At 61.3% G+C, this 26689-nt stretch carries 28 protein-coding genes; 17 read left to right on the top strand and 11 right to left on the bottom strand.

What is annotated here, in order from left to right; all coding sequences use genetic code 11:
- The first annotated feature begins 195 nt into the window (after window positions 1-195).
- From LQK83_RS11300 to LQK83_RS21655, 6 genes are all read left to right on the top strand, one after another.
- Window positions 196-570, top strand: a complete 375-nt coding sequence (locus LQK83_RS11300; RefSeq protein ID WP_230837511.1) for a DUF4189 domain-containing protein — start codon at window positions 196-198, stop codon at window positions 568-570.
- A gap of 172 nt (window positions 571-742) precedes the next feature.
- Window positions 743-1327, top strand: coding sequence for a polyhydroxyalkanoate synthesis repressor PhaR (gene phaR / locus LQK83_RS11295; protein WP_230837510.1), 585 nt, complete (start codon window positions 743-745; stop codon window positions 1325-1327).
- Between the two features lie 278 nt (window positions 1328-1605).
- Entirely contained in the window at window positions 1606-1752 is a 147-nt protein-coding gene (locus LQK83_RS11290) for a DUF1127 domain-containing protein (RefSeq protein WP_109856340.1), read from the top strand.
- A 603-nt stretch (window positions 1753-2355) separates the two neighbouring features.
- Window positions 2356-4191 carry a translational GTPase TypA gene (gene typA / locus LQK83_RS11285; protein WP_230837509.1) on the top strand — a complete coding sequence of 612 codons (1836 nt, stop codon included), beginning with the start codon at window positions 2356-2358 and terminating at the stop codon, window positions 4189-4191.
- A 221-nt stretch (window positions 4192-4412) separates the two neighbouring features.
- Window positions 4413-4592 (top strand): hemin uptake protein HemP, encoded by a 180-nt coding sequence (hemP, locus tag LQK83_RS11280; protein WP_230837508.1) that lies wholly within the window; start codon window positions 4413-4415, stop codon window positions 4590-4592.
- A gap of 180 nt (window positions 4593-4772) precedes the next feature.
- Window positions 4773-6191, top strand: a complete 1419-nt coding sequence (locus tag LQK83_RS21655; protein ID WP_269065478.1) for an energy transducer TonB family protein — start codon at window positions 4773-4775, stop codon at window positions 6189-6191.
- A gap of 41 nt (window positions 6192-6232) precedes the next feature.
- On the opposite strand, the gene LQK83_RS11270 is transcribed toward LQK83_RS21655, so the two are convergent.
- Window positions 6233-7057 (bottom strand): aldo/keto reductase, encoded by an 825-nt coding sequence (locus tag LQK83_RS11270; RefSeq protein WP_230837507.1) that lies wholly within the window; start codon window positions 7055-7057, stop codon window positions 6233-6235.
- Window positions 7058-7246: 189 nt separating this feature from the next.
- Here LQK83_RS11270 and LQK83_RS11265 point away from each other — a divergent pair, with 189 nt between their 5' ends.
- Window positions 7247-7867, top strand: a complete 621-nt coding sequence (locus LQK83_RS11265; RefSeq protein WP_230837506.1) for a dienelactone hydrolase family protein — start codon at window positions 7247-7249, stop codon at window positions 7865-7867.
- A gap of 144 nt (window positions 7868-8011) precedes the next feature.
- On the opposite strand, the gene LQK83_RS11260 is transcribed toward LQK83_RS11265, so the two are convergent.
- Entirely contained in the window at window positions 8012-9172 is a 1161-nt protein-coding gene (locus LQK83_RS11260) for a M20 aminoacylase family protein (RefSeq protein WP_230837505.1), read from the bottom strand.
- 169 nt (window positions 9173-9341) lie between these two features.
- Between LQK83_RS11260 and LQK83_RS11255 the strand changes: the two genes are divergently transcribed.
- Together LQK83_RS11255 and LQK83_RS11250 are read left to right on the top strand one after the other, a co-directional pair.
- Window positions 9342-10460 carry a D-alanyl-D-alanine carboxypeptidase family protein gene (locus tag LQK83_RS11255; RefSeq protein ID WP_230837504.1) on the top strand — a complete coding sequence of 373 codons (1119 nt, stop codon included), beginning with the start codon at window positions 9342-9344 and terminating at the stop codon, window positions 10458-10460.
- A gap of 9 nt (window positions 10461-10469) precedes the next feature.
- A complete protein-coding gene (locus LQK83_RS11250; RefSeq protein ID WP_230837503.1) occupies window positions 10470-11642 on the top strand; it encodes a CobW family GTP-binding protein in 1173 nt (390 codons plus the stop codon).
- 220 nt (window positions 11643-11862) lie between these two features.
- Here the strand turns inward: LQK83_RS11250 and LQK83_RS11245 are convergent, their stop codons facing one another.
- The 5 genes from LQK83_RS11245 to LQK83_RS11225 form a co-directional block, all read right to left on the bottom strand.
- Window positions 11863-12108: a sulfurtransferase TusA family protein gene (locus tag LQK83_RS11245; RefSeq protein ID WP_230837502.1), complete on the bottom strand. Its 246-nt coding sequence runs from the start codon at window positions 12106-12108 to the stop codon at window positions 11863-11865.
- A gap of 5 nt (window positions 12109-12113) precedes the next feature.
- Entirely contained in the window at window positions 12114-13301 is a 1188-nt protein-coding gene (locus LQK83_RS11240; RefSeq protein ID WP_230837501.1) for a L,D-transpeptidase family protein, read from the bottom strand.
- Between the two features lie 259 nt (window positions 13302-13560).
- The gene (locus LQK83_RS11235) at window positions 13561-14508 is read right to left on the bottom strand and encodes an acetyl-CoA carboxylase carboxyltransferase subunit alpha (RefSeq protein WP_230837500.1); all 948 of its coding nucleotides are present in this window, start codon (window positions 14506-14508) and stop codon (window positions 13561-13563) included.
- Between the two features lie 76 nt (window positions 14509-14584).
- On the bottom strand, window positions 14585-15535 hold the full coding sequence (locus LQK83_RS11230; protein WP_230837499.1) for a site-specific tyrosine recombinase XerD: 951 nt from the start codon (window positions 15533-15535) through the stop codon (window positions 14585-14587).
- Between the two features lies 1 nt (window position 15536).
- Entirely contained in the window at window positions 15537-15695 is a 159-nt protein-coding gene (locus tag LQK83_RS11225; protein ID WP_230837498.1) for a hypothetical protein, read from the bottom strand.
- Window positions 15696-15830: 135 nt separating this feature from the next.
- Here LQK83_RS11225 and LQK83_RS11220 point away from each other — a divergent pair, with 135 nt between their 5' ends.
- From LQK83_RS11220 to LQK83_RS11210, 3 genes are read left to right on the top strand one after another with little or no spacing between them, the layout of a single operon-like run.
- On the top strand, window positions 15831-16436 hold the full coding sequence (locus tag LQK83_RS11220) for a shikimate kinase (protein WP_230837497.1): 606 nt from the start codon (window positions 15831-15833) through the stop codon (window positions 16434-16436).
- A complete protein-coding gene (gene aroB / locus LQK83_RS11215; protein ID WP_230837496.1) occupies window positions 16426-17547 on the top strand; it encodes a 3-dehydroquinate synthase in 1122 nt (373 codons plus the stop codon). The genes LQK83_RS11220 and aroB overlap by 11 nt, the downstream gene beginning before the upstream one ends.
- Window positions 17547-18845: an HlyC/CorC family transporter gene (locus LQK83_RS11210; protein WP_230837643.1), complete on the top strand. Its 1299-nt coding sequence runs from the start codon at window positions 17547-17549 to the stop codon at window positions 18843-18845. Before aroB ends, LQK83_RS11210 begins: the two co-directional genes overlap by 1 nt.
- A 117-nt stretch (window positions 18846-18962) precedes the next feature.
- Here LQK83_RS11210 and LQK83_RS11205 read toward each other — a convergent pair whose 3' ends face one another.
- The 4 genes from LQK83_RS11205 to LQK83_RS11190 all read right to left on the bottom strand — a co-directional run bounded on the left by LQK83_RS11205 (window position 18963) and on the right by LQK83_RS11190 (window position 20884).
- Complete coding sequence (locus LQK83_RS11205; RefSeq protein ID WP_230837495.1) at window positions 18963-19136, bottom strand: DUF1328 domain-containing protein; 174 nt, start codon at window positions 19134-19136, stop codon at window positions 18963-18965.
- Between the two features lie 160 nt (window positions 19137-19296).
- Complete coding sequence (locus LQK83_RS11200) at window positions 19297-19809, bottom strand: DUF2852 domain-containing protein (RefSeq protein ID WP_230837494.1); 513 nt, start codon at window positions 19807-19809, stop codon at window positions 19297-19299.
- Window positions 19810-19917: 108 nt separating this feature from the next.
- Window positions 19918-20553 carry a TetR/AcrR family transcriptional regulator gene (locus LQK83_RS11195; protein ID WP_230837493.1) on the bottom strand — a complete coding sequence of 212 codons (636 nt, stop codon included), beginning with the start codon at window positions 20551-20553 and terminating at the stop codon, window positions 19918-19920.
- 52 nt (window positions 20554-20605) lie between these two features.
- Window positions 20606-20884: a BolA family protein gene (locus LQK83_RS11190; RefSeq protein WP_230837492.1), complete on the bottom strand. Its 279-nt coding sequence runs from the start codon at window positions 20882-20884 to the stop codon at window positions 20606-20608.
- A gap of 101 nt (window positions 20885-20985) precedes the next feature.
- On the opposite strand from LQK83_RS11190, the gene LQK83_RS11185 reads away from it, so the two are divergent.
- The 5 genes from LQK83_RS11185 (at window position 20986) to LQK83_RS11165 (ending at window position 26613) form a co-directional block, all read left to right on the top strand.
- The gene (locus tag LQK83_RS11185) at window positions 20986-21612 is read left to right on the top strand and encodes a J domain-containing protein (RefSeq protein ID WP_230837491.1); all 627 of its coding nucleotides are present in this window, start codon (window positions 20986-20988) and stop codon (window positions 21610-21612) included.
- A gap of 87 nt (window positions 21613-21699) precedes the next feature.
- Window positions 21700-22689 carry a cobaltochelatase subunit CobS gene (cobS, locus tag LQK83_RS11180; protein WP_230837490.1) on the top strand — a complete coding sequence of 330 codons (990 nt, stop codon included), beginning with the start codon at window positions 21700-21702 and terminating at the stop codon, window positions 22687-22689.
- Window positions 22690-22810: 121 nt separating this feature from the next.
- Entirely contained in the window at window positions 22811-24718 is a 1908-nt protein-coding gene (gene cobT / locus LQK83_RS11175) for a cobaltochelatase subunit CobT (protein WP_230837489.1), read from the top strand.
- Between the two features lie 26 nt (window positions 24719-24744).
- Entirely contained in the window at window positions 24745-25731 is a 987-nt protein-coding gene (locus tag LQK83_RS11170) for an esterase-like activity of phytase family protein (protein ID WP_230837488.1), read from the top strand.
- Between the two features lie 198 nt (window positions 25732-25929).
- Entirely contained in the window at window positions 25930-26613 is a 684-nt protein-coding gene (locus tag LQK83_RS11165) for a hypothetical protein (RefSeq protein ID WP_230837487.1), read from the top strand.
- Window positions 26614-26689 lie beyond the last annotated feature (76 nt).

Genomic DNA, 26689 nt, shown 5'->3' with positions numbered 1-26689 from the left:
TAAAATGAACTTCAAAATGCCGATCGACTGGAGCCGCAGGATAAGGAAAAGGACGGCATCTTCAGAGTAAGTTATCTCTTACATTTTGCTCCCCCTGGGGCGTTACTGCGGGAAACATTTCCGGGATAATCTCGCACGAGATTGAAAAAACGCGGCTTTACTGGATTCTGGTCCAGTTAATTCTAGGGGGTTCTCATGCCTAAATTTTGTGTTGTTGTAGCGGCGGCAGCGTTCGTTGCCGCGTCCTTCTCGATCGCAGATGCTCGCGCTGACAATTACGGCGCCATTGCCTACTCGCCGGCAACCGGCGCGGTGGGCTGGTCCTACGATCATCCTTCGCGCCGGCGGGCTGAGCGTGTCGCCATGGGCAATTGCGGAAACCATGCCTACGACTGCCAGATCGCGACCTATTTCTATAATGCCTGCGGCGCCGTGGCGCGGGCTTCCAATGGCGGATGGGGTGCCGATTGGGGCGATGACCGGGGCGAGGCGGAGAGCAACGCGCTGGAGGCCTGCTATAATCGCGGCGACAATTGCCGTGTCGTCCGCTGGGCCTGCACGAGCCGCTGAGCCACGATTTTCTTCACTCATGCTAATGTAAGTGAAATAAAACGAAAAGCGCAGACTTGTCCGGGAGTCTGCGCTTTTCGCGGCGATGCACAAAATCGATTGCCTTGGGACGGGAACTCCGCTTAATCTCGTTTTCGGCAGCGCAACAGACGCTGGAGGTGAGGAGGATTGCATGGCTAAGAACGACGGCGAAATCGTCATCAAGAAATACGCCAACCGGCGGCTCTACAACACCGGTACCAGCACTTATGTGACCCTCGACGATCTCGCGGGCATGGTGAAGCGTGGTGAGGATTTTGTCGTTCAGGATGCGAAGTCCGGCGAAGACATCACGCATTCGGTTCTGACGCAGATCATTTTCGAACAGGAATCGAAGACGGGCAACACGCTCTTGCCGATCTCTTTCCTGCGCCAGCTCATCTCCTATTATGGTGACCAGATGCAGATGGTCGTGCCGAGTTTCCTCGAGCATTCCATGCAATCCTTCGCCGAGCAGCAGGCGCAGATGCAGGAGCAGATTTCCAAGGCTTTCGGAGAGACGCCGCTCTCCAAGAATCTTCAGCTTCCGATCCAGATGATCGAGGAGCAGGTCCGCCGCAATACGGAAATCTTCCAGAACGCGATGAAGATGTTCTCGCCTTTCTCCGCCGGTGCGCAGGCAGAAGCCGTCAAGCCGGCCAAGAAGGCCGAGGCTTCCGATATCGAAGAGCTGAAGCAGCAATTGAAGGCGCTCCAGACCAAGCTCGAAAGTCTCTAAGGCTCGGGAAGTCCCGCTTCGCCCAACGAAAAAATTAGCCCGTCATGTCAAGGGGTGCGTCCGGAAACGAACGCACCCCTTTTTTGCGTCTGCGATCCTGGGAGCGCGCATCGCAGTGCAGCGGATGGATGCCTCATATTTGCGCTATTTGCATAGGTGCTGTGCAGCATCAGCACTTTTTATAGGCGTTTGCCTGAATTATATAAGGGTTATAGAGAAGACGCCGGGACTTGAAGCTGAGCCGCTGACGTCGACAAGACCTCAGAAAGGAAACACCCATGAACCTCGCTCGCTCTTTCAACGAATGGCGCAAGTATCGTCAGACCGTTAACGAACTCGGCCGCATGAGCCACAGGGAACTGCAGGATCTCGGCCTCACTCGCGCCGACATCCCGCGCGTTGCTCGCGGCGGTTCCATCCGTTAATCGACGTCGCCTGACGACGAAGAATTGCGGCGCCTGCTTCCCTGGAGCGGCGCCGTTTTGCTTTCGCGACTCCAAAGATTGGATCGCTGCTCCGGTATGCAAATCGTGCATAGCTGCACTGCAGCAAAAGGCATTTTGTTTTTTTTGCAGATGCACTATCTTCTAAGCATCGAAGCGATGCACCTCCTCCCGCAGAGCTTCGAGTGACCGGGTCCTACTCCTCCTCCCAGGGGCCCCGTCGGAACAGCGGCACTCCTCCTCCCAGTCGCTGTTCGGTTCTTTTCGAAAAGCCTGCCGCACCTCCTCCCGCGGCAGGCTTTTTCGTTTTTGGGAGATGCTCTTCTGTGCGCAAGGAAATGTAGCAGGACGGATCGGTCCGCGCGGCTGTCGGTCCCGGTTGGATCGTCTCTCTCGGTGTGGCCTGTAAACGGCCTGCGTCACGCATGCGGGGAGCTTCGATTTTCGCGCCCCACTCGGCCGTGAAGGCCGCATTTGCGCCCACCCCCCTTTCGCATTTGCAAAAAAAAGGGTATGAGCCCGGCAAAAGTAACTGGCGTCCTCCCCGCATATTTGCCGCGCCCAAGCCTCAGAGATCTAAAGACGATGGAAATTCGCAATATCGCGATTATCGCGCACGTTGACCATGGCAAGACCACGCTTGTCGACGAGCTTCTGAAACAGTCGGGTTCGTTCCGCGAAAACCAGCGCGTCGCCGAGCGCGTGATGGACAGCAACGACCTCGAAAAGGAACGCGGCATCACCATTCTGGCCAAGGCGACGTCGGTCGAGTGGAAGGGTGTTCGCATCAACATCGTCGACACCCCCGGCCACGCCGACTTCGGCGGCGAAGTGGAGCGCATTCTCTCGATGGTGGACGGCGCGATCGTTCTGGTCGATGCCTCGGAAGGCCCGATGCCGCAGACCAAGTTCGTGGTCGGCAAGGCCCTGAAGGTTGGTCTGAAGCCGATCGTTGCGATCAACAAGATCGACCGTCCGGACGGCCGTCATGAGGAAGTGATCAACGAGGTGTTCGACCTCTTTGCAAACCTCGACGCCACCGACGAACAGCTCGACTTCCCGATCATGTACGGTTCGGGCCGCGATGGCTGGATGAACGTCAATCCGGAAGGCCCTAAGGATGAAGGTCTGGCCCCGCTGCTCGATCTCGTTCTGAAGCACGTTCCGAAGCCGAGCGTCGGCGACGAAGATGGCGCCTTCCGCATGATCGGCACGATCCTGGAAGCCAACCCCTTCCTCGGCCGCATCATCACCGGCCGCATCCATTCCGGCTCGATCAAGCCGAACCAGGCCGTCAAGGTTCTGGGCCAGGACGGCAAGCTGATCGAAAACGGTCGTATTTCCAAGATCCTCGCCTTCCGCGGCATCGAGCGCACCGCGATCGATGAAGCGCATGCCGGCGACATCGTGGCGATTGCCGGTCTCTCCAAGGGCACGGTTGCCGACACGTTCTGCGATCCGTCCGTTTCCGAGCCGCTGTCTGCCCAGCCGATCGACCCGCCGACGGTTACCATGTCCTTCCTCGTCAACGACTCGCCGCTCGCCGGCACCGAAGGCGACAAGGTGACGAGCCGCGTCATCCGCGACCGTCTGCTCAAGGAAGCCGAAGGCAACGTTGCGCTGAAGATCGAGGAAGCGGAAGGCAAGGACTCGTTCTTCGTGTCCGGCCGTGGCGAATTGCAGCTCGCCGTTCTCATCGAAACCATGCGCCGCGAAGGCTTTGAGCTTGCCGTGTCGCGTCCGCGCGTCGTCATGCACAAGGACGAAGCGACCGGCGAAACGATGGAGCCGATCGAAGAAGTCGTCATCGACGTGGACGAAGAGCATTCCGGCGTCGTCGTGCAGAAGATGTCCGAGCGCAAGGCCGAAATGGTCGAGCTGCGTCCGTCGGGCGGCAATCGCGTCCGTCTCGTCTTCTTCGCACCGACCCGCGGCCTCATCGGTTATCAGTCGGAACTGCTGACCGATACACGCGGCACGGCGATCATGAACCGCCTGTTCCACGACTACCAGCCCTACAAGGGCGCGATTGCCGGCCGCGTCAACGGCGTGCTGCTGTCGAACGGTTCGGGCGAGGCTGTGGCTTATGCCATGTTCAACCTGGAAGACCGCGGCCCGATGATCATCGAGCCGGGTGAAAAGGTCTATGCCGGCATGATCATCGGCATCCATAGCCGCGACAACGACCTCGAAGTCAACGTGCTGAAGGGCAAGCAGCTCACCAACATCCGCGCCGCTGGCAAGGATGAAGCCGTGAAGCTGACGCCGCCGATCCGCATGACGCTCGACCGTGCTCTCTCCTGGATCCAGGACGACGAGCTGCTGGAAGTCACGCCGAAGTCGATCCGCCTGCGCAAGCTGTATCTCGACTCGAACGACCGCAAGCGTTTCGAAAAGAGCCGCGCTGTCGGCGCTGCTTGAGTTCAAGCCAATCTGATTTCCCGTTCGCGGGACGTGAAGCGCGCTCTTTCGAGCGCGCTTTTTTGTTTGGCGGCTGCCTTTCGCGGGTCTCGGAAGATGAAACATCCACTCGTGTGTTGCGTCCTGTCGTTAACATGACTATAGAATTCAAGTATTGAAGAAAGGATGCGCCCAGCCAGCTCGATGCCAGCCAGGCCCCGCGGAAAAGCAAGCCAAGGCCCATGCAGAGAGCAGATCAAACGAGCCCCACGCCCGACGATCGTCGTGCACCCGCTGAGCGCAGCACCGTCTATTCGACGGAAACCTTGTTCAACGGTGCCCGCGAGATCGAGATCGCGCATAATGGCGAGATTTATCGGCTGCGCATCACCCGCCAGGGCAAGCTGATCCTCAACAAGTGAGAACGGCTTTGACGATCGGGATAGACCTGAGCGGCGCGATGCCTTGGCCGGCGAGACGCGGCATTGCGAAGACGCGCGTGGTTGAATTGATCGTCGAGACCGACAGCTTGTCGGGCCGATATCGATATGCCGATGCATCTGCTCTTTTCCACGGCAGGCAACAGCGCGGGATCGCAGGTGATGACCGATCTGCGCAAAGATAAAGACAAGGGCGAGAGCCGGTTGGGCGGTGTGTTGTCTCCCGGGGACGTTCCGCGCCGCAAGGAACAGCGCATCGACCGCCGAACCTTCCGTGCCTGGCCGTTGCTGCCTGTTCTCGCAGGCGGGAAAGGCAAGGTTGCGCCCAGTCTGGAGTGGCCAGAGGGGCAGACGTTCGAGTGCAAGGATGATGACTGGCTGGAACGCCCGGAGCGTGGCGAACTTGGCCAGGATTTTACGCCGCGGCCGGAGGCGGGGTTCTCCGAGGGCAGTCCTGTCCAGCCAGGGGTCCCGGCACCGCGCCGCGCGCTCAAGGTCGGTCTTCTGGCATCCGTCGCCTTGCATCTCGCCTGTGTCGCTCTTCTGATTGTCACGCCCAAGCCCGATACGTTGGAGATTGCAGGGGGCGGGGCGATCTCCGTGACGCTTCTGGGCGAACAGGTGGTGGATAGTCTCGCCGCGGGTGACACGGACGGGGAGGTTGCGTCCGCGCCGGTCGAAGAGGCCCGTGTGCCTGAGACGTCCGAGCAGGCCGCGCCGCCTGCCACGGCCGCGGAGCCTCCCGCGCCCCCGGAGAAAGAGCTGCCGCCGGACCCGCCGCCGCCTGTGCCTTCGGCACCCGCCGCGCCATCGGAACAACACGCCCCCGAGCCTGCGCCACCCCCGCAGCAACCGCCGCCGCCACCACCGGCGGCCGCAGCGCCGGACAATCTTGCCGTGGATCCCGCCGCCGTCTCGGAAACGGGTGAGTTGAATCCGAAACCGGACGCGCCGGTTGAACAGCCCAGGCCGCCGGAACCGACCGAAAAGGTCGAGCCGCCGCCTGAGCCCGTCAAACCGTCCGAGCCCGTCAAGGCACCTGAGCCGCCTGAACCGGTGAAGGCGCCGCCAACACCGGAAAAGCCGCCGCAGCAGACGAAGCCCGTTCAGAAGGTGGTCGAGAAGCGGAAGACGGAGGAAAAGAAGGCAGCAGCGCGCAAGAAGGCCGAAGCCGAACGAGAGGCTCGGCAGACCCAGGCTCATCGCCGGAAAGGCGAGGCCGGCGAGGCGAGCAAGAGCGCCGAGCGCGGCTCCTCTGCGGGTGGCAGCAGCGCATCGCTCTTCGATCCCGGAAATGCGGCGGTGTCCAATTATCCGGGTAAGGTCGCGGCCAAGCTTCGGCGCGCGCTGAAATATCCGAAGAGCGCCGTCTCGGGCGGCAGCGGTCAGGCACAGGTGGCCTTCACCGTGCTCGCCGATGGCAGCGCGAGCGGGATACGCCTCGTCTCAAGTTCCGGCTCGCCCGTGCTCGATCAGGCGGCCATGGAGGCCGTGCGCCGTGCCTCGCCTTTTCCGGCGATCCCGCCAGAGGCGGGACGAAAGCAATGGCCGTTTACGGTTCCCGTTCTCTTCAAGCGCTGATGCGCCCGCCGCAGTCAAACGGCGGGCGCTGCCGAGGCTGGTCAGAACTTTGCCGTCATCGGGTCGGGGCCGACGCGATTGTCGCCGTCCAGCGCATCGAGAACAGCCTTGGCCTCGGCATCCAGCGTGAAATCGAAGACCTTGAAGTTCTCCTCGATCCGCGACGGCGTCACCGATTTGGGGATCACGATCAGACCGTTGTCGAGATGCCAGCGGATGATGACCTGCGCCGGTGATTTGCCGAGGCGCTGCGCGACCTTCGCAATGTCCGGGTTGGACAGCAGCTTGCCCTGGCCGAGCGGGCTCCAGGACTGCGTTCGAAGCCCCAGGCGGTCATGGACGGCGCGGAGCGCCTTCTGCTGGAAATCCGGGTGCAGCTCGATCTGGTTCAAGACCGGTGTTTCGCCGGTTTCGCCGATGATGCGCTCAAGGTGCTCTTCGGCGAAGTTGGAGACGCCGATGGAGCGGGCGCGACCCTGTTTTTTCAGCTCGACCAGAGCCTTCCACGCTTCCACATAGGTGCCGCGATGGGGCGAGGGCCAGTGAATGAGGAAGAGATCGACATAATCCGTGCCGAGCCGCTTCAGGCTCTCGTCGAAGGCCTTCAGTGCCGCGTCATGGCTCTGACGGTCGTTCCAGAGTTTGGTCGTGAGGAAGATGTCGCCGCGGCTGACGCCTGATTGACGAATGCCTTCGCCGACGCCTTCCTCGTTTTCGTAGATCGCGGCTGTGTCGATATGGCGGTACCCGACTTCCAGCGCCTTGCGAACGGCAGGGGAGGCTTCCTCATTCGGTGTCTGCCAGACGCCGAGGCCGATCTGGGGAATGGTCTTGCCGTCGTTGAATTGGATTGTGGGTTGAGCCATGGGGTGGTTCCTCTTTGTTGTGAACATAGCCAGTGACGAAAATGCACAAAGTTCCGATTTGTTACCGCATCTTCACTTGAAACAGCCTTTTTCGTGGGATTTGTTACATCCGCCTATCAGCGAAAAATGGAGAGAGCTTTGAAAACGGAATGGCTGGACATTACCGCTTCCGACGGGAAGACTATTAAGATGTATATCGCGATCCCGGATGGCAAGGTTAAGGGTGCGATTGTTGTCCTGCAGGAGATTTTCGGGGTCAACGCGCATATCCGCTCTGTCTGCGAGCGCTATGCGGCGGAAGGCTATGTGGCCGCAGCACCTGCGATTTTCGATCGCCTTTCCCCGGGTTACGAGCGCGGTTATGAGCCGGACGACGTGCAGGCTGGTATCGCGATGATGAAGGATTTCGATCGGGACGCCGTGATGCTGGACATCGGTGCGGCGGTCGACGCGGTGAAGCAATATGGCAAGGTTGGTATTGTCGGCTATTGCCTGGGCGGGTCGCTCGCCTATCGCGCGGCGATCACCCGCGACGATTTGGCGGCGGCCTCCTGCTATTATGGCGGCATGGTTCCCGACATGGTCGATCACGCACCGAAATGCCCGACCATCGTGCATTTCGGTGAGACGGATCATTCGATACCGATCGAAAAGGCCGAGATCGTCAAGCAGAAGCGGCCGGATGTGCCGGTCTATATCTATCCGGCAGGCCATGGTTTCAGCTGTGATGCGCGTTCGGCCTATGAGCCGGTCTCGGCAAAGCTTGCCTGGGAGCGAACGCTGCAGCTTTTTGCGGAGAATGTTGGGTGAGTTTCCCCTTCTCCCGATGGGGAGAAGGTGGCCCGTAGGGCCGGATGAGGGGTCTTCGACGGAGGCCTTGCCGGCCTAACCCCTCACCCCGCCTCCGCTTTGCTCGGCGGACCTCTCCCCAAGGGGAGAGGAGACCGTCGCGCTTTACCCCGCCAGCCGGCTCTCCGCCAGCTTCACCCAGTACGATATCCCATGCGGGATGATCTCGTCATTGAAGTCGTATTCCGGGTGGTGCAGGCTGGCGCTTTCGCCGTTGCCAATGGCGATGAAGGCGCCGGGGCGGGCTTCGAGCATGTAGGAGAAGTCCTCGCCGCCCATGGTGGCGTTCATGTTCTTCTCGACATTGGCCTCGCCGGCGATCTCGATCGCGGCGGCAATGGCGTGTTCGGTTTCGAGATCGTGGTTATAGGTCACCGGATAATTGCGGTCATACCAGATCTCGGCGCTGCCGCCGGCAGCCGCGGCAATGCCTTGAGCGATTTCCTTCAGGCGCTTTTCGGCCAGATCGCGCATTTCCTTTTTCAGCGTACGCACGGTGCCGCCGAGCTTGGCCTCGTTCGGGATGACGTTATGCGCGTTGCCGGCGTTGAACTTGGTGACGGAGACGACGACGGATTCCAGCGGGTCGGCATTGCGCGATGCGATCGTCTGCAGCGCCATGACGATCTGCGAACCGATGACAACGGGGTCGACGCCACGGTTCGGCATGGCGGCGTGGCCGCCGAGGCCCTTGACCGTGATCATGAACTCGTCCGTCGAGGCCATGATGGCGCCCTTGCGGATCGCGAAGGTGCCGACGGGGACGCCCGGAAAATTGTGCATGCCATAGACCTCGGCAATGCCGAAGCGCTCCATCATGCCGTCCTTGACCATCTCGTTGCCGCCGCCGCCGCCTTCTTCTGCCGGCTGGAAGATCACAGCAACGGCACCGAAGAAGTTGCGCGTTTCGGCAAGATATTTCGCCGCGCCCAGAAGCATGGCCGTGTGGCCATCATGGCCGCAGGCATGCATCTTGCCGGGCGTTTTCGAGGCCCAGGGCTTGCCGGTCTGCTCGTTGATCGGCAGCGCATCCATGTCGGCTCGCAGGCCGATCGTGCGGCCCGGGCCCTTGCCCTTGATGATCCCGACGACGCCGGTGCGGCCGAGGCCGGTCACAACCTCGTCAACGCCCAGCGCCTTCAGCTTGTCGGCAACGAAGGCGGCGGTGGCGTGAACGTCGAAAAGAAGCTCCGGGTTCTCGTGGAGCTTTCTCCGCCAGCCGGCGACTTCGTCCTGAAGTTCGGCGGCCCGGTTCAAAATCGGCATGGTCGAATTCCTGTCGTCATTGATGGTTATTCGGCGGCGGTCACGCGCCCTTGTCTCCGATCTTGGACCGGCAGGGCAAATCAATCAATGGCCTTTGCCTCCATCCGGCATATAGGGTAAAAGGCCGGGCGTTTCGAGCGACAGGCATTCGTTTCAAGGAGTTTTACAAATGGCAGCGGTCGGTATCCTGCAGAAGATCATGGGCGGCGCGGTTGCGCTGGCTCTGGCGGCAACCGTCGCCGTGCCTGCGGATGCATTTGCCAATCCGAAGATTGTTGTCGATGTGGCGACGGGCCGCGTCATCTATCATCAGGAAGCGTTCCAGCGCTGGTATCCTGCTTCGCTGACCAAGCTGATGACCGCTTATGTCACCTTCAAGGCCCTGAAAAGCGGCCGCATCACGCTGGACACGCCCGTTGTCATGTCCAAGCAGGCGGCAGCCCAGAAGCCGAGCAAAATGTATTTCAAGCCCGGCGCGCGGATGACCATGAACACGGCGCTGACGATCATGCTGGTCAAGTCCGCCAATGATATCGCGATGGCGGTCGGCGAGGCTGTCGGCGGCTCGGACGAGAATTTCGTGTCGATGATGAATGCGGAAGCCGCGCGGCTCGGCATGTTTTCCACCCATTTCGTCAATGCCAACGGCATGCCGCAGGAAGGCCAATATACCACTGCACGCGATCTTGCTGTCCTGACCGTCGCATTACGGCGCGAGTTTCCGGAGTATGCGGGCTATTTTTCGGTGGAAGGCTTCATCAACGGCACCAAGAAATACACAAATTACAATCTGCTGATCGGTCGTTTCGACGGCGCGGACGGGATGAAGACCGGCTTCATCTGCTCGTCGGGCTTCAACCAGATCGGCTCGGCCACCCGCAATGGCCGCACCGTGGTTGCTGTCGTGCTGGGCGCCGACAGCCTGGGTGGGCGCGCCGATCAGGCCGCCGATCTGATGCAGCTCGGTCTCACCAAGCCCGAGACCGGCACCGATACGCTGGCAACGCTCGCCCCTTACGGCGCGACGCGCGATCAGGTGGCGGATGTGCGCAACGAGATCTGCAATCCGAAGGCCGCGCAGGTGCGCTCCGAAGGCCGCGACGAAGACGGCAAGATGAAGCTCAAATCGCCCTACCTGCACGAAATGGATCACGATCCGCGTTTCGTGGTCGCCAATCTGCTGCCGCCGGAGCCGAGCGCCGCGCAGGGTGACGGTATAGAGCAGGGCGATGGCGGGCCGAAGCTCAAGCGAATCCCGATCCCCAAGCCGCGCCCGTCGCAACAATAAGGTGCTTCCGTGAAAAGCATCCCCGTTTCCATCATCACCGGCTTTCTCGGCGCGGGCAAATCGACGCTGCTCAACCGGCTGCTCAAGGACCGGCAGTTGTCAGACTGCGCGGTGATCATCAACGAATTCGGCGATGTCGGCATCGACCACATGCTGGTCGAAACCTCCGGCGACCAGATGGTGGAGTTGTCCGACGGGTGCCTCTGCTGCACGGTGCGCGGTGAACTGGTCGATACGCTGGCCTCGTTCATTGACCTGATGCAGACGGGCAAGATGAAGCCGATCTCACGCGTCGTCATCGAGACGACCGGGCTTGCCGATCCGGTGCCGGTGCTGCAATCGGTCATCGGCAATCCGGTTCTCGCGCAGAATTTCCATCTCGACGGTGTGGTAACGGTCATCGATGCGCTGAACGGCATGCGCTCGCTCGACAATCACGAGGAGGCGCGCCGGCAGGCAGCGGTGGCCGACCGGCTGGTGATTTCCAAGTCGACGATGGCCGAGGCGTCGGAGGTCAGCGCGTTGGCGGCGCGGCTGATGGCGATCAATCCCAATGCGCGGATTGTCGATGCCGATGGTGTCGAGGCGGGGATGGCTCCGTTGCTCCAGGCCGGCTATTTCGACGTGACGGCCAAGAGCCCGGATGTGGCCCGCTGGCTGGCGCAGGAGGACAAGGCGCAGGATCATCATCACGATGACCATGGGCATCATGAGCATGACCACGACCATCATCACGGGCACGACCACAATCATGCACATCACGCCCATGGCCACCATCACCATCATCATGACGACCTGAACCGTCACGACGCCAGCATCCGCTCATTCTCCATCGTGCATGACCAGCCGATCGACCGGAACGCCGTAGCGATGTTTGTCGACCTGCTGCGCTCGGCCCACGGCGAGAAACTGTTGCGCATGAAGGCGATTGTCATGCTCTCCGACGACCCATCCCGCCCGCTGGTGCTGCATGCCGCCCAATCGACGCTCCACCCGCCGGCGCGGCTGGAGGCCTGGCCTGGCGAGGATCGGCGCACGCGTCTGGTGCTCATCACCAAGGACCTCGAAGAGGATTTCGTGCGTGAGCTGTTTGATGCGTTCATCGGAAAGCCACGTGTCGGCGGGGCGGATCGCGCCGCGCTGACGGACAATCCGCTGGCGGTGCCGGGGATGAAGTTTTAGAGGGCGTTGAGGTTGTGGCAGACCCCCTCGCTTGCAAAATCTACGACTTAGCCTGCGGCTAAGACCTTGTTTTTGCTTTCTCCCCCACAAGTGGGGAGATGGGGAGTGTGAGGCTGCCGCTTGCTCCAATCTCCCCCTTGGTGGGGGAAAAAGGGATTTCTTACATTGAGTCGCAGGCTAAGTGTTAGAAATCCCGAGAGAGGGGGGCGTTTCCGCTGCCTCAGCCCCGTCGTACCCGAAACCGATGCCCCGTCTCCGTCCGCTCCGAAAACACCAGCACATGCCCATCCTCATTGCACATATGCGGGATGTCGAGGCCGGCCAGCGGGTCGGTGGTTTCGATTTCGATGATTAAGCCGGGCAAAAGCGGTTTCAGAGCCTTGCGGGTGCGCAAGACCGGCAGGGGGCATTTGAGGCCCTTGAGGTCGAGGATGAGGTCGGGTTTTTCAGGCGTCTGACCGGACATGCCGGTCAGTTCCAGAGCTTCCAGAAGGGGCGGTTTTCCGGAACGTTCGAGGCGATGCTCGCGGTGGTCGGCTGGGCGGCAGGCACGATCGGGTTTGCCTGTGGCACCGGCGCGCGCTTGGTCTTCTCCACGGCCTTGATGGCGGCTTCGGCCAGTGCCTTGTCGGCTTCGGTCTGGGCGCGCTTCTGCTCTTCCGCCTGGAATTCCTCGATCTTCACCAGCTTGCCGGCCTGAAGGCCGTTGCCGGTGGGCGCGAAGGCGAGGTCTGTGCTCTTCTTCTTGAGACCAGCAACGGCGGCCTTGCGCTGTGCTTCGGTCGGTTCATCCCAGATATAGCCAGCATATTTCTTTTCGGCTGCGGCATAGTCGGTGTTGTATTTCGCTTCATAGGCGGAATAGGCCTGCGCCATTTCCGGCGGCGTCGAGGTGGCGGGGCAGGCGCCCGACGGATTGAAGCTCTGACCGGGGGCAGCGATCTGGTTGAAGACGTAGGTGTGATTGCAGACATTGACGACCGGCGGGCGATGGCTGATCTCGAACTGGTCGTAGCCGATCTTCAGCATCTTCCAGAAGTCGATATTCGGGCTGTTCTTGTGGCGGGCCATGTTGTCAGCCGTCATGCGGAAGGGCAGGGCCTGGATCTGGAAGGCCTGCTGGCCGCCGGCAAAGGCGTCGTTGGCGAGAGCAAAGATTTCCTGCACCTGCGCATCCGTCATCGAATAGCAGCCGGACGACGAGCAGGCGCCATGCACCATAAGGTTCGTGCCGCCGCGGTTGAGCGAGCGGTCATAGGCGTTCGGATAGCCGATGTTGAAGGCGAGATAATAGCGTGAATTCGGGTTCATCTGCGCCTTGGTGATGTCGTAGAAGCCCTCTGGCGCCTGTCGGTCGCCTTCCTTCTTCTTCGGCCCCAGCATGCCCGACCAGGCACAGATCTGATAGCTCTTCAGGAGCGCATAGCGGTTGGACGCGTTGGCTTTCCAGACCTCCATCACGCCTTCCTCTTTAAAGATGCGGATCATGATCGGCGAATTCCGATCCATGTTCAGCGCCTTCATGCGCGAGAGCGTCGCGTTGGTGAGGCGCAACTCCGGCTTGCCCTGGAGACGCGATACGTCCAGCACATCTTCCTGCTGACACGCCGAAAGCATGGTCGCCGCGAAGGCCATGATGACGAAGGCTTTGAACCGCATATTCACCGCTCGATAAACTGACACGTGAGGGCCGGGCAAACAGTTCCGGCAGCCTTGTTATAGTTCACAAATCGTTAAGCGGACCTTATCAGGACGCACCGCCGGAGGATGGATTCGAACTTATCCACTCCAAACAGGTCAATTGTGTTGAAGTTTGGGCAAATGTGGAAAGACTGTGACCAGCTAAAACACGAATTTCCGCTTGCCGACCGTCTTCATGCGACGTTTCAGGGACGGGAGGGGCTAACGCGCCCTTCCCTTAGAGATTCCGGCCGATGGCCAGGAACTTCTCGCGCCGCTGCTTGCGCAGGTCCTTCACGCCCTTCAGATCCGCGAGCGCGCGGGCAATCACATCGCCCGTCGCAGCAATCACGGCTTCCGGATCGCGATGCGCACCGCCGACGGGTTCCGGAATGATGCCATCGATAACGCCGAGGCCCTTGAGGTCTTCGGCGGTGATCTTCATGCTGGTCGCGGCTTCCTTGGCGCGCGCGGAATCGCGCCACAGGATCGAGGCCGCACCTTCCGGCGAGATCACGCTGTAGATCGCATGTTCGAGCATGTAGACGCGGTTGCCGGTGGCGATTGCAATTGCGCCGCCGGAGCCGCCTTCGCCGAGCACGATGCAGATGACAGGCACCTTGACGTTAAGGCACATTTCCGTCGAGCGGGCGATGGCTTCCGCCTGGCCGCGTTCTTCGGCGTCAACGCCCGGATAGGCGCCGGCGGTGTCGATCAGCGAGACGATCGGCAGGCCGAAGCGGTCGGCCAGTTCCATGACGCGAATTGCCTTGCGATAGCCTTCCGGACGTGGGCTGCCGAAATTGTGCTTGATGCGGGACTTCGTGTCGTTGCCCTTTTCCTGGCCGATCAGCGCGACCGGCTGGCCGCGAAAGCGGGCAAGGCCTGCCTGGATGGCGGCGTCTTCGGCAAAGGCGCGGTCGCCGGCGAGCGGCGTGAAGTCCTCGAAGAGCGCTTCCATGTAGTCGATGAAATGCGGGCGCTGCGGATGGCGGGCCACCTGTGTCTTCTGCCATGCGGAAAGCTTGGCATAGATTTCCACCATCGCCTCATGGGCGCGGGCTTCCAGCTTCTGGATTTCTTCGGACGTGTCGACGCTGTCGTCCTGTTCTGCCAGCTTCTTCAGCTCAATGATCTTGCCTTCCAGGTCGGAGATCGGCTTTTCGAAGTCGAGGTAATTGTGCATCTGATCCGTTCCGGTCGCTACGTGGCGCGCGCGTGAGCCGCGCTTCAAGCGCTGGCAGCTTCAGTTTACGCGGACCCTAATCGTCGGTTTTTGGCTTTTTTGCAAGGGGGTGATGTTCGTGGACCAATTTCTGCAGCTGTTCATCCAGCACATGCGTGTAGATCTGTGTGGTTGAAATGTCGGAATGGCCCAGTAGTTCCTGCACGGCGCGCAGGTCCGCGCCGTTCTGCAGAAGGTGGCTGGCAAAGGCGTGGCGCAGCACATGCGGCGAGACGGCAGCGGCCGGAACGCCGGCGCGGGCCGCGAGCGCCTTGAGATCGCGGGCGAAGACCTGGCGCGGCAGATAACCTTCCTTGCTCCGGGCGGGGAAGAGCCACGGGCTCTCGGGTCCATCCTTGGCTGCGGCTTCCGCTTTCAGGGCTGCGCCATAGGCATCGAGCGCGGCGATGGCAGGGCGCGACAAGGGCACCATGCGCTCCTTGTTGCCCTTGCCCTTGATTAGCAGAAAGCGGCCTTCGCCGTTCAGCACGCGGGCGGGCAGGGAGACGAGTTCGCTGACGCGCATGCCGGTCGCGTAGAGAAGTTCGAGAAGGGCGGCCATGCGCAGGCGGTCCGTCTGGCCGGGGCCAGGGCGCTGCGCCTCTTCGGCGGCCAGCGTCAGCATCTTGCCGACAGTGTCCTCGTGGAGGATTTTCGGGAGCGGCCGGCTTTTCTTCGGCGCATCGATGATCCCGGACGGGTCGTCGCCGCGCAGGTTTTCCGCGTAAAGAAACTTGTAGAATTGCCGAAGCGCCGACAGTCGCCGGGCCTGAGACGAAGTTTCGAACCCTTGAGCGGCGAGATCCGTCAGGTAGGCGGAAAGATCGGCGGAGGCCGCTTCCGTCAATGCGACACCCCGCCGCTTCATGAAAGCGCGGGCGTCATCGAGGTCGCGCTTGTAGGAGGCGAGCGTGTTTTGTGCAGCACCCCGCTCGGCGCTCATCATTTCCAGAAAAGCTTCGACATGGGCGCCCGACAGGTCGGCCATGTCACTGGCTCGCCGGCTGGGTGTTGACCCGCTCAGAGGGGATTTTCACGTAAGCCTCCCGCGGGGTCGGCTGAACACCATAGGCCAGGACATAGAGGATCGCATAACCGGTCCCGGCGATCATCGCGCACCAGAGCATGAGGCGGAACAGAGTGGGCATCGGAAATCCCGCAAGCGAATCGAGCTTTTGTCTATATGCGGTCTCCGCACGGGTAACACAAGCCGAGCCGCACTTGACGCCTGCGGCGCTTTTGCCGATAGGAACTGAAGAGACGGCAAGACTTGAGGATGAAGCGTGGCCGAGACGGTGCATGAGGACGATGTGGTGACGCGGGCCCGGCAGGCGCTGGGCAAACGCGACCTCGTCTTTGTCGGTCTCATGGGGGCTGGCAAATCCGCCATCGGCAAGATAGCCGCGCAGGCACTTGAAATTCCCTTCGTCGATTCAGATCACGAGATCGAGCGCGTCTCGCGCATGACGATCAACGAGCTTTTTGCGGCCTATGGTGAGCCGGAGTTCCGTGCTCTGGAAACCCGCGTGATCGAGCGGCTGCTGAAGACCGGGCCGCGCGTGATTTCAACCGGCGGCGGGGCCTTCGTCAACGACAATACCCGCCGGGTGATCCGCGAGATGGGCGCGCTGACTGTCTGGATCAATGCCGATCTGGAAACGCTGTGGGCCAGGGTTTCGAAGCGCGATAATCGTCCGCTGCTGAAAACGACCAATCCGCGCGAAACGCTCGCCAACCTGATGGCGGCGCGCTATCCGATCTATGCGGAGGCCGATATCGAAGTGATGTCGCGCGACGCCAAGAAGGAAGTCATCCTGCTGGAAGTGCTGGAGGCTATCGCCGCCCATGCCGTTCCCGCATCCATTCAAGAGGCCGACCATGCTGGCTGAAGCAAAACGCACCGTCCGCGTCCCGCTCGGAGACCGTTCCTATGACATCCTGATCGGCCCCGGCCTGATTGCCTCGGCAGGGCGCGAGATTTCTGCGCGCCTGAAGGGCCGCAAGCTTGCGATCATCACCGACGAGAATGTCGGCGCGCGCTATCTGCCCGCGCTCATGGAAAGTCTCAGTCAGTCTGGACTTACGGCGACCTCGCTCACGCTTCCGGCGGGCGAGAAGACGAAGAGCTTCGAGCATCTGATCAGCGTGGTCGACCATGTTCTGGAAGCGCGCATCGAGCGCGGCGATGCCGTGATTGCGCTGGGCGGTGGGGTCATCGGCGACCTGACGGGGTTTGCGGCCGGCATCGTAAGGCGCGGCTCACGCTTCATCCAGGTGCCGACCTCGCTTCTCTCGCAGGTCGACAGTTCCGTTGGGGGCAAGACGGGCATCAACACGCGGCACGGCAAGAACCTTGTCGGCGTTTTCCACCAGCCGGACCTCGTGTTGGCCGATACCGATGTGCTCGATACGCTCACCCCGCGCGAGTTCCGCGCCGGTTATGCGGAAGTCGCCAAATATGGCCTCATCGACAAGCCGGACTTCTTTGCCTGGCTGGAGAAAAGCTGGCGCGATGTCTTTGCCGGCGGTGAGGCTCGCATCGAGGCTGTCGCCGCGAGTTGTCAGGCGAAGGCCGATGTGGTGGCGGCAGACGAGCGCGAGAACGGCGCCCGCGCGCTGCTCAATCTCGGACACACGTTCGGCCATGCGCTGGAGGCTTTCACCCAGTACGACAGCGCCCGGCTCGTGCATGGCGAAGGCGTTTCGATCGGCATGGTGCTGGCGCATGAATTTTCGGCGCGCATGAATCTCGCAAGCCCGGATGCGGCGGCGCGGGTCATTCGCCATCTGAAGGAGGTCGGTCTACCGACCACGATGCAGGAAATTCCGGGTGAGCGGCCGACGGCCGAGCGGCTCATGGAGGCGATTGCGCAGGACAAGAAGGTGAAGGGCGGCAAGCTCACCTTCATCCTCACACGCGGCATCGGCGAATCCTTCATCGCGGATGACGTCCCCGCTTCGGAAGTCGTTCGCTTCCTGGAGGAGAAACTCGGCCTATGATGTTCGACGCGGTCCTGAGCTTTCTGGGAAATTACTGGATCAGCATTGCCAGCATTCTTGCGCTGGTGCTGTTGTCGGGTTTTTTCTCGGGGTCGGAAACCGCGCTGACCGCGACGTCGAAGTCGCGCATGCATACGTTGGGCAACAATGGCGAGATGCGCGCTAATATCGTGACGCATCTGATCGAGCGGCGTGACCGGCTGATCGGGGCGCTGCTGATCGGCAATACGATCGTCAATATTCTGGCAGGCTCGCTGATGACGAGCCTGTTTCTCGACGTATTCGGCGATTCCGGTGTGGCGATCGCGACGCTGGTCACCTCGGCCATCGTTGTCGTCTTCTCCGAAGTCCTGCCGAAGAGCTGGGCGATTGCCGGGCCGGACCGCTTTGCGCTTGCTGTTGCGCCTATGGTGCGCCTCTTCGTTCTCGTCGTCGGCCCGGTCTCGGCGGCGGTGAATTGGCTGGTGCGCGCGATCCTGGCCCTTTTCGGCGTCAGGCTATCGAGCGAAGTCTCGATGCTCACCGCACATGAAGAGTTGCGCGGCGCGGTGGATTATCTCCACAAGGAAGGCTCGGTGGTTAAGGCCGACCGCGACCGTCTCGGCGGCGTACTCGATCTCGGCGAACTGGAGGTCTCCGACATCATGGTGCATCGCGTTGCGATGCGGGCCATCAATGCGGACGATCCGGTGGACGTCAATGTCCGCATCATTCTCGACAGCCCCTATACGCGCATGCCGATCTGGCGTGGCTCGACCGACAATATCATCGGCGTGCTGCATGCGAAGGACCTGCTGCGCGCGATGGCGGATGTCGACGCGGACACGTCCAAGATCGATATCGTCAAGCTTGCGCAGAAGCCGTGGTTCGTGCCGGACACGACGAATCTCAAAGACCAGCTCAACGCATTCCTGCGCCGCAAGGGCCATTTCGCGATCGTCGTCGACGAATATGGCGAGGTGCAGGGTCTCGTCACCCTGGAAGATATTCTGGAAGAGATTGTCGGCGATATCTCCGACGAATACGACCTCGACATGCAGGGTGTCCGCCAGGAGGCGGATGGGTCGATGGTGGTGGATGGCTCAGTCCCGATCCGCGATCTCAATCGCGCGCTTGACTGGGACCTGCCGGATGAAGAGGCGACCACGATCGCCGGCCTCGTCATTCACGAGTCGAAATCCATTCCCGACGAACGGCAGGCCTTCACCTTCTATGGCAAGCGCTTCATCGTGATGAAGCGGGAGCGCAACCGGATTACCAAGCTGCGCATCCGCCCCGCCGTCGAGGATGATATCTAGAGCGCTTCAGCATTAAACGGAAACACTGAAGCGCTCTAGCTCTTTGTTTTTACGCAATTCCGGACGCGAAACCTGCGTCCACTTTCGCTGGAATTGCTCCAGGCTCCTTCGCTTACCTTATGCGACTGCGCCGATGCCGAGCAGGGCCAGAACGACAAAGATCAGGAAGATCACGATCGCGATGAAGAACAGGACGCGCGCGATGCCGCCTGCCGCCGCGGAAATACCGGTGAAGCCGAAGAGGCCGGCAACAACCGAAATAACGAGAAATATCAGAGCCCATTTCAGCATAGTCCATACCTCCGCACTGCTGCACTGATAATGCCGCGGGCGTTGCGGCATCCGGTCGAACAAACGCGAGGTACGCGGAATTTGTTCCTGTCGAGACGGCAAACGAAAACGGCGCCGCCCTGAGAGCGACGCCGTTCTTCATGTGATTTCAGACCGGTGGTCAGTAGTTCGGCGTGTTGTTTTCACCGGACTGGTCGCGCCAGGGCTCAAGATTGTTCGAGCCGTTGGACGAACCGTTGTTCTCAGTCGTCGCCGGCGTGGTCGCATTGCGGCGGCTCTGCATGAACTGCTCGAACTCTGCCTTGTCGCGCGAGCGGCGCAGGTTTTCGAGGAATTCGTTGAACTCGGCCTGTTCTTCTTCGAGGCGGCGAAGCGTTTCGGCCTTGTAGTCGTCGAAGGCGCTGTTGCCGGTGCTCATCGCGCCGCCGAAGCGGTTACGCTCCGAGCGGAACATCTCGCGCATTTCGCGCTTGCGCTCCCGCCAGGCTTCCTTCCACGCGCGGCGTTCGTCACGATAGCCGGCATATGCGTAAGATCTGCAACCCATTCGTCCACTCCATATGGTGAAAGCCAGAATGGCCAAGCCAATCGGCCAGAAGATGATGAAGCCGGCAATCATCGCCACGATCCATGCGGGACGTCCCACTTCATCCAGTTTGGTGGCGATGCTCATCGCTGCCTCCGTCAGTGTTAATGTTAATAACATTCACATAGATTGGCGGACTGCGGAGGAAAGTCAAGAAGCGCGCGAAAATATTTGGAAAGGCTGAACTCGGGGCGCTCAGCGCGGGGCGTAGCCGAGGCCGTCGAGATAGATCAGCACGCCGGATTCCAGTAGCTCCTCGGGCTTCACCGGCAGATTACGCCGCGCATTGTCGCCACGCAGGAAAAGCGAGGCGACGCCATGGGTGAGCGACCAGATATGGAGTGCGATCATCAAGGCCGGCGCCCGGCGGTCCGCGGGCAGGATGGCGTGGATGTCTGTGGCGGCATCGCGAAGAACATTGAAGGCGCGGGCGCTTTCGCGTGCAAGGTCCGGGGTTGAACCATGGGCAATGCCCGCCTCGAACATGGCGGCATAATGGGCCGGCGCGCGGCGGGCGAAATCGAGATAAGCTTCGCCGATCGCCATCAGTGATTTTACAGGATTGTTCGGCGTTGCCGAACGGGCCTTCTCAAGCACTTCGGCAAAGGTGGCAAAGCCCTGTTCGGCCACGGCCGTCATCAGGCTGTTCCGGTCCTTGAAATGGCGATAGGGGGCGGCAGCGCTGACGCCGGCCATGCGCGCAGCCTCCGAAAGCGTCACGCCATCCGAGCCATGCTCGTTGATCAGCTTCAGCGCAGCCTCGATCAGCGCCTCGCGCAGATTGCCGTGGTGATAGCCTCGCTTGTCGCGCGATGTCTTGTCGTCTCTCATGTGAACCAGTCTTACATTGCCGGCGCCGCATTACCAGCAAAAGACTGTCTCGTCACCACCGCGTCGCCTCACCGGGCGCGGCCGCCTCGATGGCGAGCGCATGCAGGCCCTTGTCGAAGGCGGGTTTCAGCGCGTCGTTGATGGCGCGGTGACGGACAATGCGGGTCATGCCGGCAAACGCGGGCGAGACGATGCGCACGCGCATATGCGTCTCATTGCCCTCTTCCGGCGGGCGATGGCCGGCATGGCGGTCGCTTTCGTTGATCACGGCGAGGCGTTCCGGCTGAAAGTGTGTCTTCAGCAGCTCCTCAATCTCGGATTGAACGGACATATGCACCCTTGCAAAGCGGGAAAAGGGTTCCAGAAGGCCACCAACATTCTTGCTTGTCAATTCTTGTGATGGGTTTTTTAAAACCCCATACTCAGCGCCTCATGAAACTTGATTCCAAATATTTCGACCGCATCCGCACGCGTAAGCATGCGCAGGCGAGGCCGGAGCCTTCCGCTCCCACCTGTCAGTGGGACGGCTGTGACGAACCCGGAAAGCACCGCGCGCCTGTCGGGCGTCACGCGGAGGGGCAGTATTTTCTCTTCTGTTTCGAGCATGTGCAGAAGTACAACAAGGGCTTCAATTACTTCTCCGGCCTCTCCGATAGCGAGATTGCGCGCTACCAGAAAGAGGCGATCACCGGCCATCGCCCGACCTGGACCGTGGGCGTCAACAAGAACGCCAAGCATGGTCCCACTCAGGGTACGACCCGCTCCGGGTCGGCCGCTTCACAGGCGCGCATGAAGGACCCGTTCGGCTTTGTCGAACAGGGGCGCGGGCGGGGCCCTCGCTTCGAGCCGCGGGTGAAGAAACTGAAGCCGCTGGAAGGCAAGGCCTTCGAGACGCTGGGGCTTGCCGCAAATGCCAGCCCTGAGGACATCAAGTCGCGCTACAAAGAGCTTGTCAAAAAGCATCATCCGGATGCAAATGGCGGCGACCGTGGATCGGAGGAGCGTTTTCGCGCCGTGATCCAGGCCTATCAGTTGCTAAAGCAGGCGGGTTTCTGCTAACCCGTTGAGATAGGACAAGATTGAACAAAGCCGCCAGGGAAGGCCTTGCGCGGTCGGCCGGACAGGGTCCGCCGCGATGGAGACGCAATGAGCAAGATCGATTTGGAAATTTCCAACCTTCCCGACACCAAAGTCTCGGTTCGCAAGGTTTTCGGCATCGACAGCGACCTGATGGTTCCCGCCTACTCCCAGGGCGACCCCTACGTTCCCGATCTCGATCCGGACTATCTGTTCGACCGCGACACGACGCTCGCGATCCTCGCCGGCTTTGCCCATAACCGCCGCGTGATGGTCTCCGGTTACCACGGCACTGGCAAGTCGACCCATATCGAGCAGGTCGCGGCCCGCCTCAACTGGCCCTGCGTCCGCGTCAACCTCGACAGCCATGTCAGCCGCATCGACCTCGTCGGCAAGGACGCCATCGTCCTCAAGGACGGCAAGCAGATCACCGAGTTCAAGGACGGCATCCTGCCCTGGGCCTATCAGCACAATGTCGCGCTCGTCTTCGACGAATACGATGCCGGCCGCCCGGACGTGATGTTCGTCATCCAGCGCGTGCTGGAATCCTCGGGCCGCCTGACGCTGCTCGATCAGAGCCGCGTGATCCGTCCTCACCCGGCCTTCCGCCTGTTCGCGACCGCCAACACGGTCGGCCTCGGCGACACGACGGGCCTCTATCACGGCACGCAGCAGATCAACCAGGCGCAGATGGACCGCTGGTCGATCGTCACCACGCTGAACTACCTGCCGCACGACAACGAAGTCGACATCATCCTCGCCAAAGTGAAGAGCTTCCGCGAGAAGAACGGCCGCGACACGGTCTCCAAGATGGTTCGCGTTGCCGATCTCACCCGCGCCTCCTTCGTCAACGGCGATCTCTCGACCGTGATGAGCCCGCGTACCGTCATTACCTGGGCGGAAAACGCGGAAATCTTCGGCGACGTCGCTTTCGCCTTCCGTCTCACTTTCCTCAACAAGTGCGACGAGCTGGAGCGGACGCTGGTGGCCGAGCATTACCAGCGTGCCTTTGGCGTCGAACTCAAGGAAAGCGCCGCCAATATCGTGCTGACGGCGTAAAGCAATTCCAGCGAAAGTGGGCCCCGGTTTCGCGTCTGGAATTGCGTTAAACAGGGGACCGTTTCCAGGAAAAGTGTGGCGCGGTTTTCCGTCCGGAAACGCGTAAACAAAGAAGACGAACATGGCAGGCAGAGGCGACAATTCGAAGGCCAAACCGGGCGGCGGGGTTGATACCGAGCCGCTTCGGCAGGCGATCACGGGCTGTATCCGCGCGGTTGCCGGAAGCCCGGAGATCGAGGTCGTGTTTTCGAGCGAGCGGCCCGGCTTTGCCGGCGACCGCATGCGCCTGCCCGAGCTCTCCAAGCGCCCGACGGCCCATGACGTCTCGATGACACGGGGCTTGGGCGACTCCATGGCGTTGCGCAAGGCCTGCCATAACGCCAAGGTTCATGCCGTCATGTCGCCGCAAGGCGAGGATGCCAAGGCCGTGTTCGATGCCGTCGAGCAGGCGCGCGTGGAAGCCATCGGTTCCAACCGCATGGCCGGCATGGGCGACAATCTCGACACCGTGCTGTCCGATCGGCTGGCGAAGTCCAATTATCGCACCGTGACGCGGCGCGAGGATGCGCCGATCCACGATGCGGTTGCCCTTCTGGTGCGCGAGCGGCTGACCGGGCGCAAGACGCCCGCGGAAGCGGGTCCCGTACTCGACCTGTGGCGCGATTTCCTCGAAGAAAAGGGTGCTGTCGATCTCGACAAGCTGCCGGCTGCGATCGAGGACCAGCAGGCCTTTGCCAAGCTCGTGCGCAATCTGCTGACGTCGATGGAAATGGCCGAGAATTACGGCGACAACGACACGGAAGAGAATAACGACGAGGACAATTCCTCCGAGGACGACAGCCCGCGCAGCGACGAGGAAAATCAGGACAATGTCGAGGAAGAGGCCGGCGATGATGCCGCACCTTCCGAAGATAGCGAGACCTCGGAAGAGCAGCTTGACGACGGCGAGATGGACGGCGCGGAAATTTCCGACGACGACATGAGCGACGACGGCGACGAGGACTCGGAAACGCCCGGCGAAATGAAGCGTCCGGCAACGCCGTTTGATGATTTCAACGAGAAGGTCGACTACAAGGTCTTCACGCAGGAATTCGACGAGGAAATTCCCGCGGAAGAGCTGTGCGACGAAAGCGAGCTTCTGCGGTTGCGTGCCTTCCTCGACAAGCAGCTGGCGCATCTGCAGGGCGCGGTCGGCCGGTTGGCCAACCGCCTGCAGCGCCGCCTGATGGCGCAGCAGAACCGCTCCTGGGACTTCGATCTGGAAGAGGGCTATCTCGACCCTGCGCGGCTTGTGCGCCTCGTCATCGACCCGATGCAGCCGCTCTCCTTCAAGCAGGAGCGCGACACCAAGTTCCGCGACACGGTCGTCACGCTGCTGATCGACAATTCCGGCTCCATGCGCGGCCGGCCGATCACGGTTGCCGCCACCTGCGCCGATATTCTGGCCCGCACACTGGAGCGCTGCGGCGTGAAGGTCGAGATCCTCGGCTTTACCACCAAGGCCTGGAAGGGCGGTCTGTCGCGCGAGAAGTGGCTGGCCGATGGCAAGCCACAGACGCCGGGCCGTCTCAACGATCTGCGCCACATCATCTACAAGTCGGCGGCCACGCCGTGGCGGCGCGCCCGCGCCAATCTCGGCCTGATGATGCGCGAAGGCCTGCTCAAGGAAAACATCGACGGCGAAGCGCTGATCTGGGCGCATAACCGCTTGCTGGCTCGCCCCGAGCAGCGGCGTATTCTCATGATGATCTCGGACGGTGCGCCGGTCGACGATTCGACGCTTTCGGTGAATCCGGGCAATTATCTCGAGCGCCATCTGCGGGCCGTGATCGAACAGATCGAGACCAGGTCTCCGGTCGAGCTTTTGGCCATCGGTATCGGCCACGATGTCACGCGTTATTATCGCAAGGCCGTGACCATCGTGGATGCCGACGAACTGGCGGGCGCGATGACCGAGCAGCTGGCGGCGTTGTTTGCCGATGAGAGCGAAGCGGGCGGCAGCCGGCGGGGCATGCGCCGCGCCGGTTGATCCCTCACCGCATGAGGAATGTTGACTTGCCTAAATGGTTTTTGTCGTCTGCAACGGCGGCGCTTCTGTGTCTGGCGGCGCCTGCGTTTGCCGACCCCGTCGCTGTTACCAGTGAGCGGATCGAGGCATTCCGCGCGGGCAGCGCGGAGAGGGTTTTCGGCCGGCTGGAGTTTCTCGGTGGGCTGGTGATGAAATCGCCGGACGCCAAGTTCGGCGGCTGGTCCTCCATCCGGCTGCGGCCGGATCAGACGCATTTCGTCGGTGTGATCGACAATGGCGACTGGATCACCGGCGCGCTTCAGCGCGATGCAGCGGGCCGTCTTGCCGGCATCGCCGATGTGGATGTGACGCCCATGCTGTCGAAATCCGGCAAGCCGGACGCGCGCAAGGAAAAGATGGACGCCGAAAGCCTCGCCTTCCGGCCCGGCGAAGTTCTGGTCAGTTTCGAGCGATTTCATCGGGTCGATGTCTATCCCGATCCGGGATTTCAGACCTCGCCACCGAAGCGGACCCTTTCGAAGCTCATTCCCGATGCGCGGCTGAAGGCCAACAAGAGCCTCGAAACTGTGGTCGTCGCACCCCGTGACGGACCTTTGGCCGGTTCGCCGGTGATTGTCGCGGAAGAAAGCCTGAATGCGGCAGGCGACAATTATGCAGCCGTGCTCGAGGGACCGCGCAAAGGCATTTTCTACGTGCGCCGCCACGCCTCTTTCGACATCAGCGACGGAACCTTCCTGCCGGGCGGCGACCTCGTGCTGCTGGAACGCAGTTTCAGCCTGCTGCAGGGCGTGGCGATCCGGCTGCGGCTGATCCGGGCCGAGGATATCAATCCCGATGCGACAGTCGATGGCGAAGAACTGATGACGGCGGACATGAGCCATCGGATCGACAATATGGAAGGCGTGGACGCCTTCCGCGCCGCCGATGGCACGACGCATCTGATCCTCGTCTCCGACAACAACAACTCCTTCCTGCAGAGCAATATCATGCTGGAGTTCCGGCTAGGGGATTGAGGTCGGCCGGGGCAGAGCGGCGAGGCGAGGGCGCAATCACCAACCCTTAACGACATTTCTGCTTTCCGGCCGCTCCATCGCCCGAAGCCCAGGCATTCCCGCGCTCTGCAACTTGCGATTTTGGCGGTGGGGCCGGTATGGTCGAACTGACCCTGCAAACACCGGCATCGCGACGCCGAACGGAGAGCCATCGAGCCCATGCGCGCTTTCTTGAGAGGCCTGATCGTCATCGTGCTGCCCCTGCTGACGCTGACGGGATGCGGCAATTATGAATGGCATCAGAAGCTGACCGTCACCGTGGACACGCCCAATGGTCCGATCAGCGGCGCATCGGTCATGAAAATGCGTGTGAGCGACCAGAGAAGCTCCTTCAATCCTCCGGAGGCGCGCGGCGTCAGTTTCACCCTCAGCGGCGAAGCCGCAGTCGTTCAGGTCGCGCCCGGGCGATATCTCTTTGCACTCCGGAAGGGAGTCCCCTCGCTGGCTGAACAGCTCTATCCGAAGATGGATACCATCGAGTCGGCCAAGCTGATGGAGAAAGGCCTCGGCGCAGAGCCGAGCGAAGTCATGCTTTCCAGCAACCAATACCCCCTCCTCGTCACCTTCGATGACATCAAAGACCCAGCCAGCGTCAAGCGCGTCAACCCCGCCAATCTCGAAGCCACCTTCGGCCCCGGCTATCGGCTGAACGGGATCACGCTGTCGCTGACGAAGGAACCGGTGACGAAGGGCGAGGTTGAGAAGGTGTTGCCTGCCGAGTTCTTCAAGCGATGGGGAAGCATGTATCGTGACGCATTGGCCGACGGTGGAATTAAGAACCCATTCTTCAAGACGTTTGCAGCATCGCTCGGACGCGATTCATTCACAACACAAAGGAAATAATCTCCGAACTCCGAACGACATTCTTTGCGCTCATAAATAACTCTCCCCGCCCGCGAACGCGGGCGACTGGATGCCG

It is taken from the genome of Rhizobium sp. C1 (assembly GCF_021026335.1).
Classification (GTDB): Bacteria; Pseudomonadota; Alphaproteobacteria; order Rhizobiales; family Rhizobiaceae; genus Ensifer_A.
This window is presented reverse-complemented; position numbering and strand designations above follow the sequence as displayed.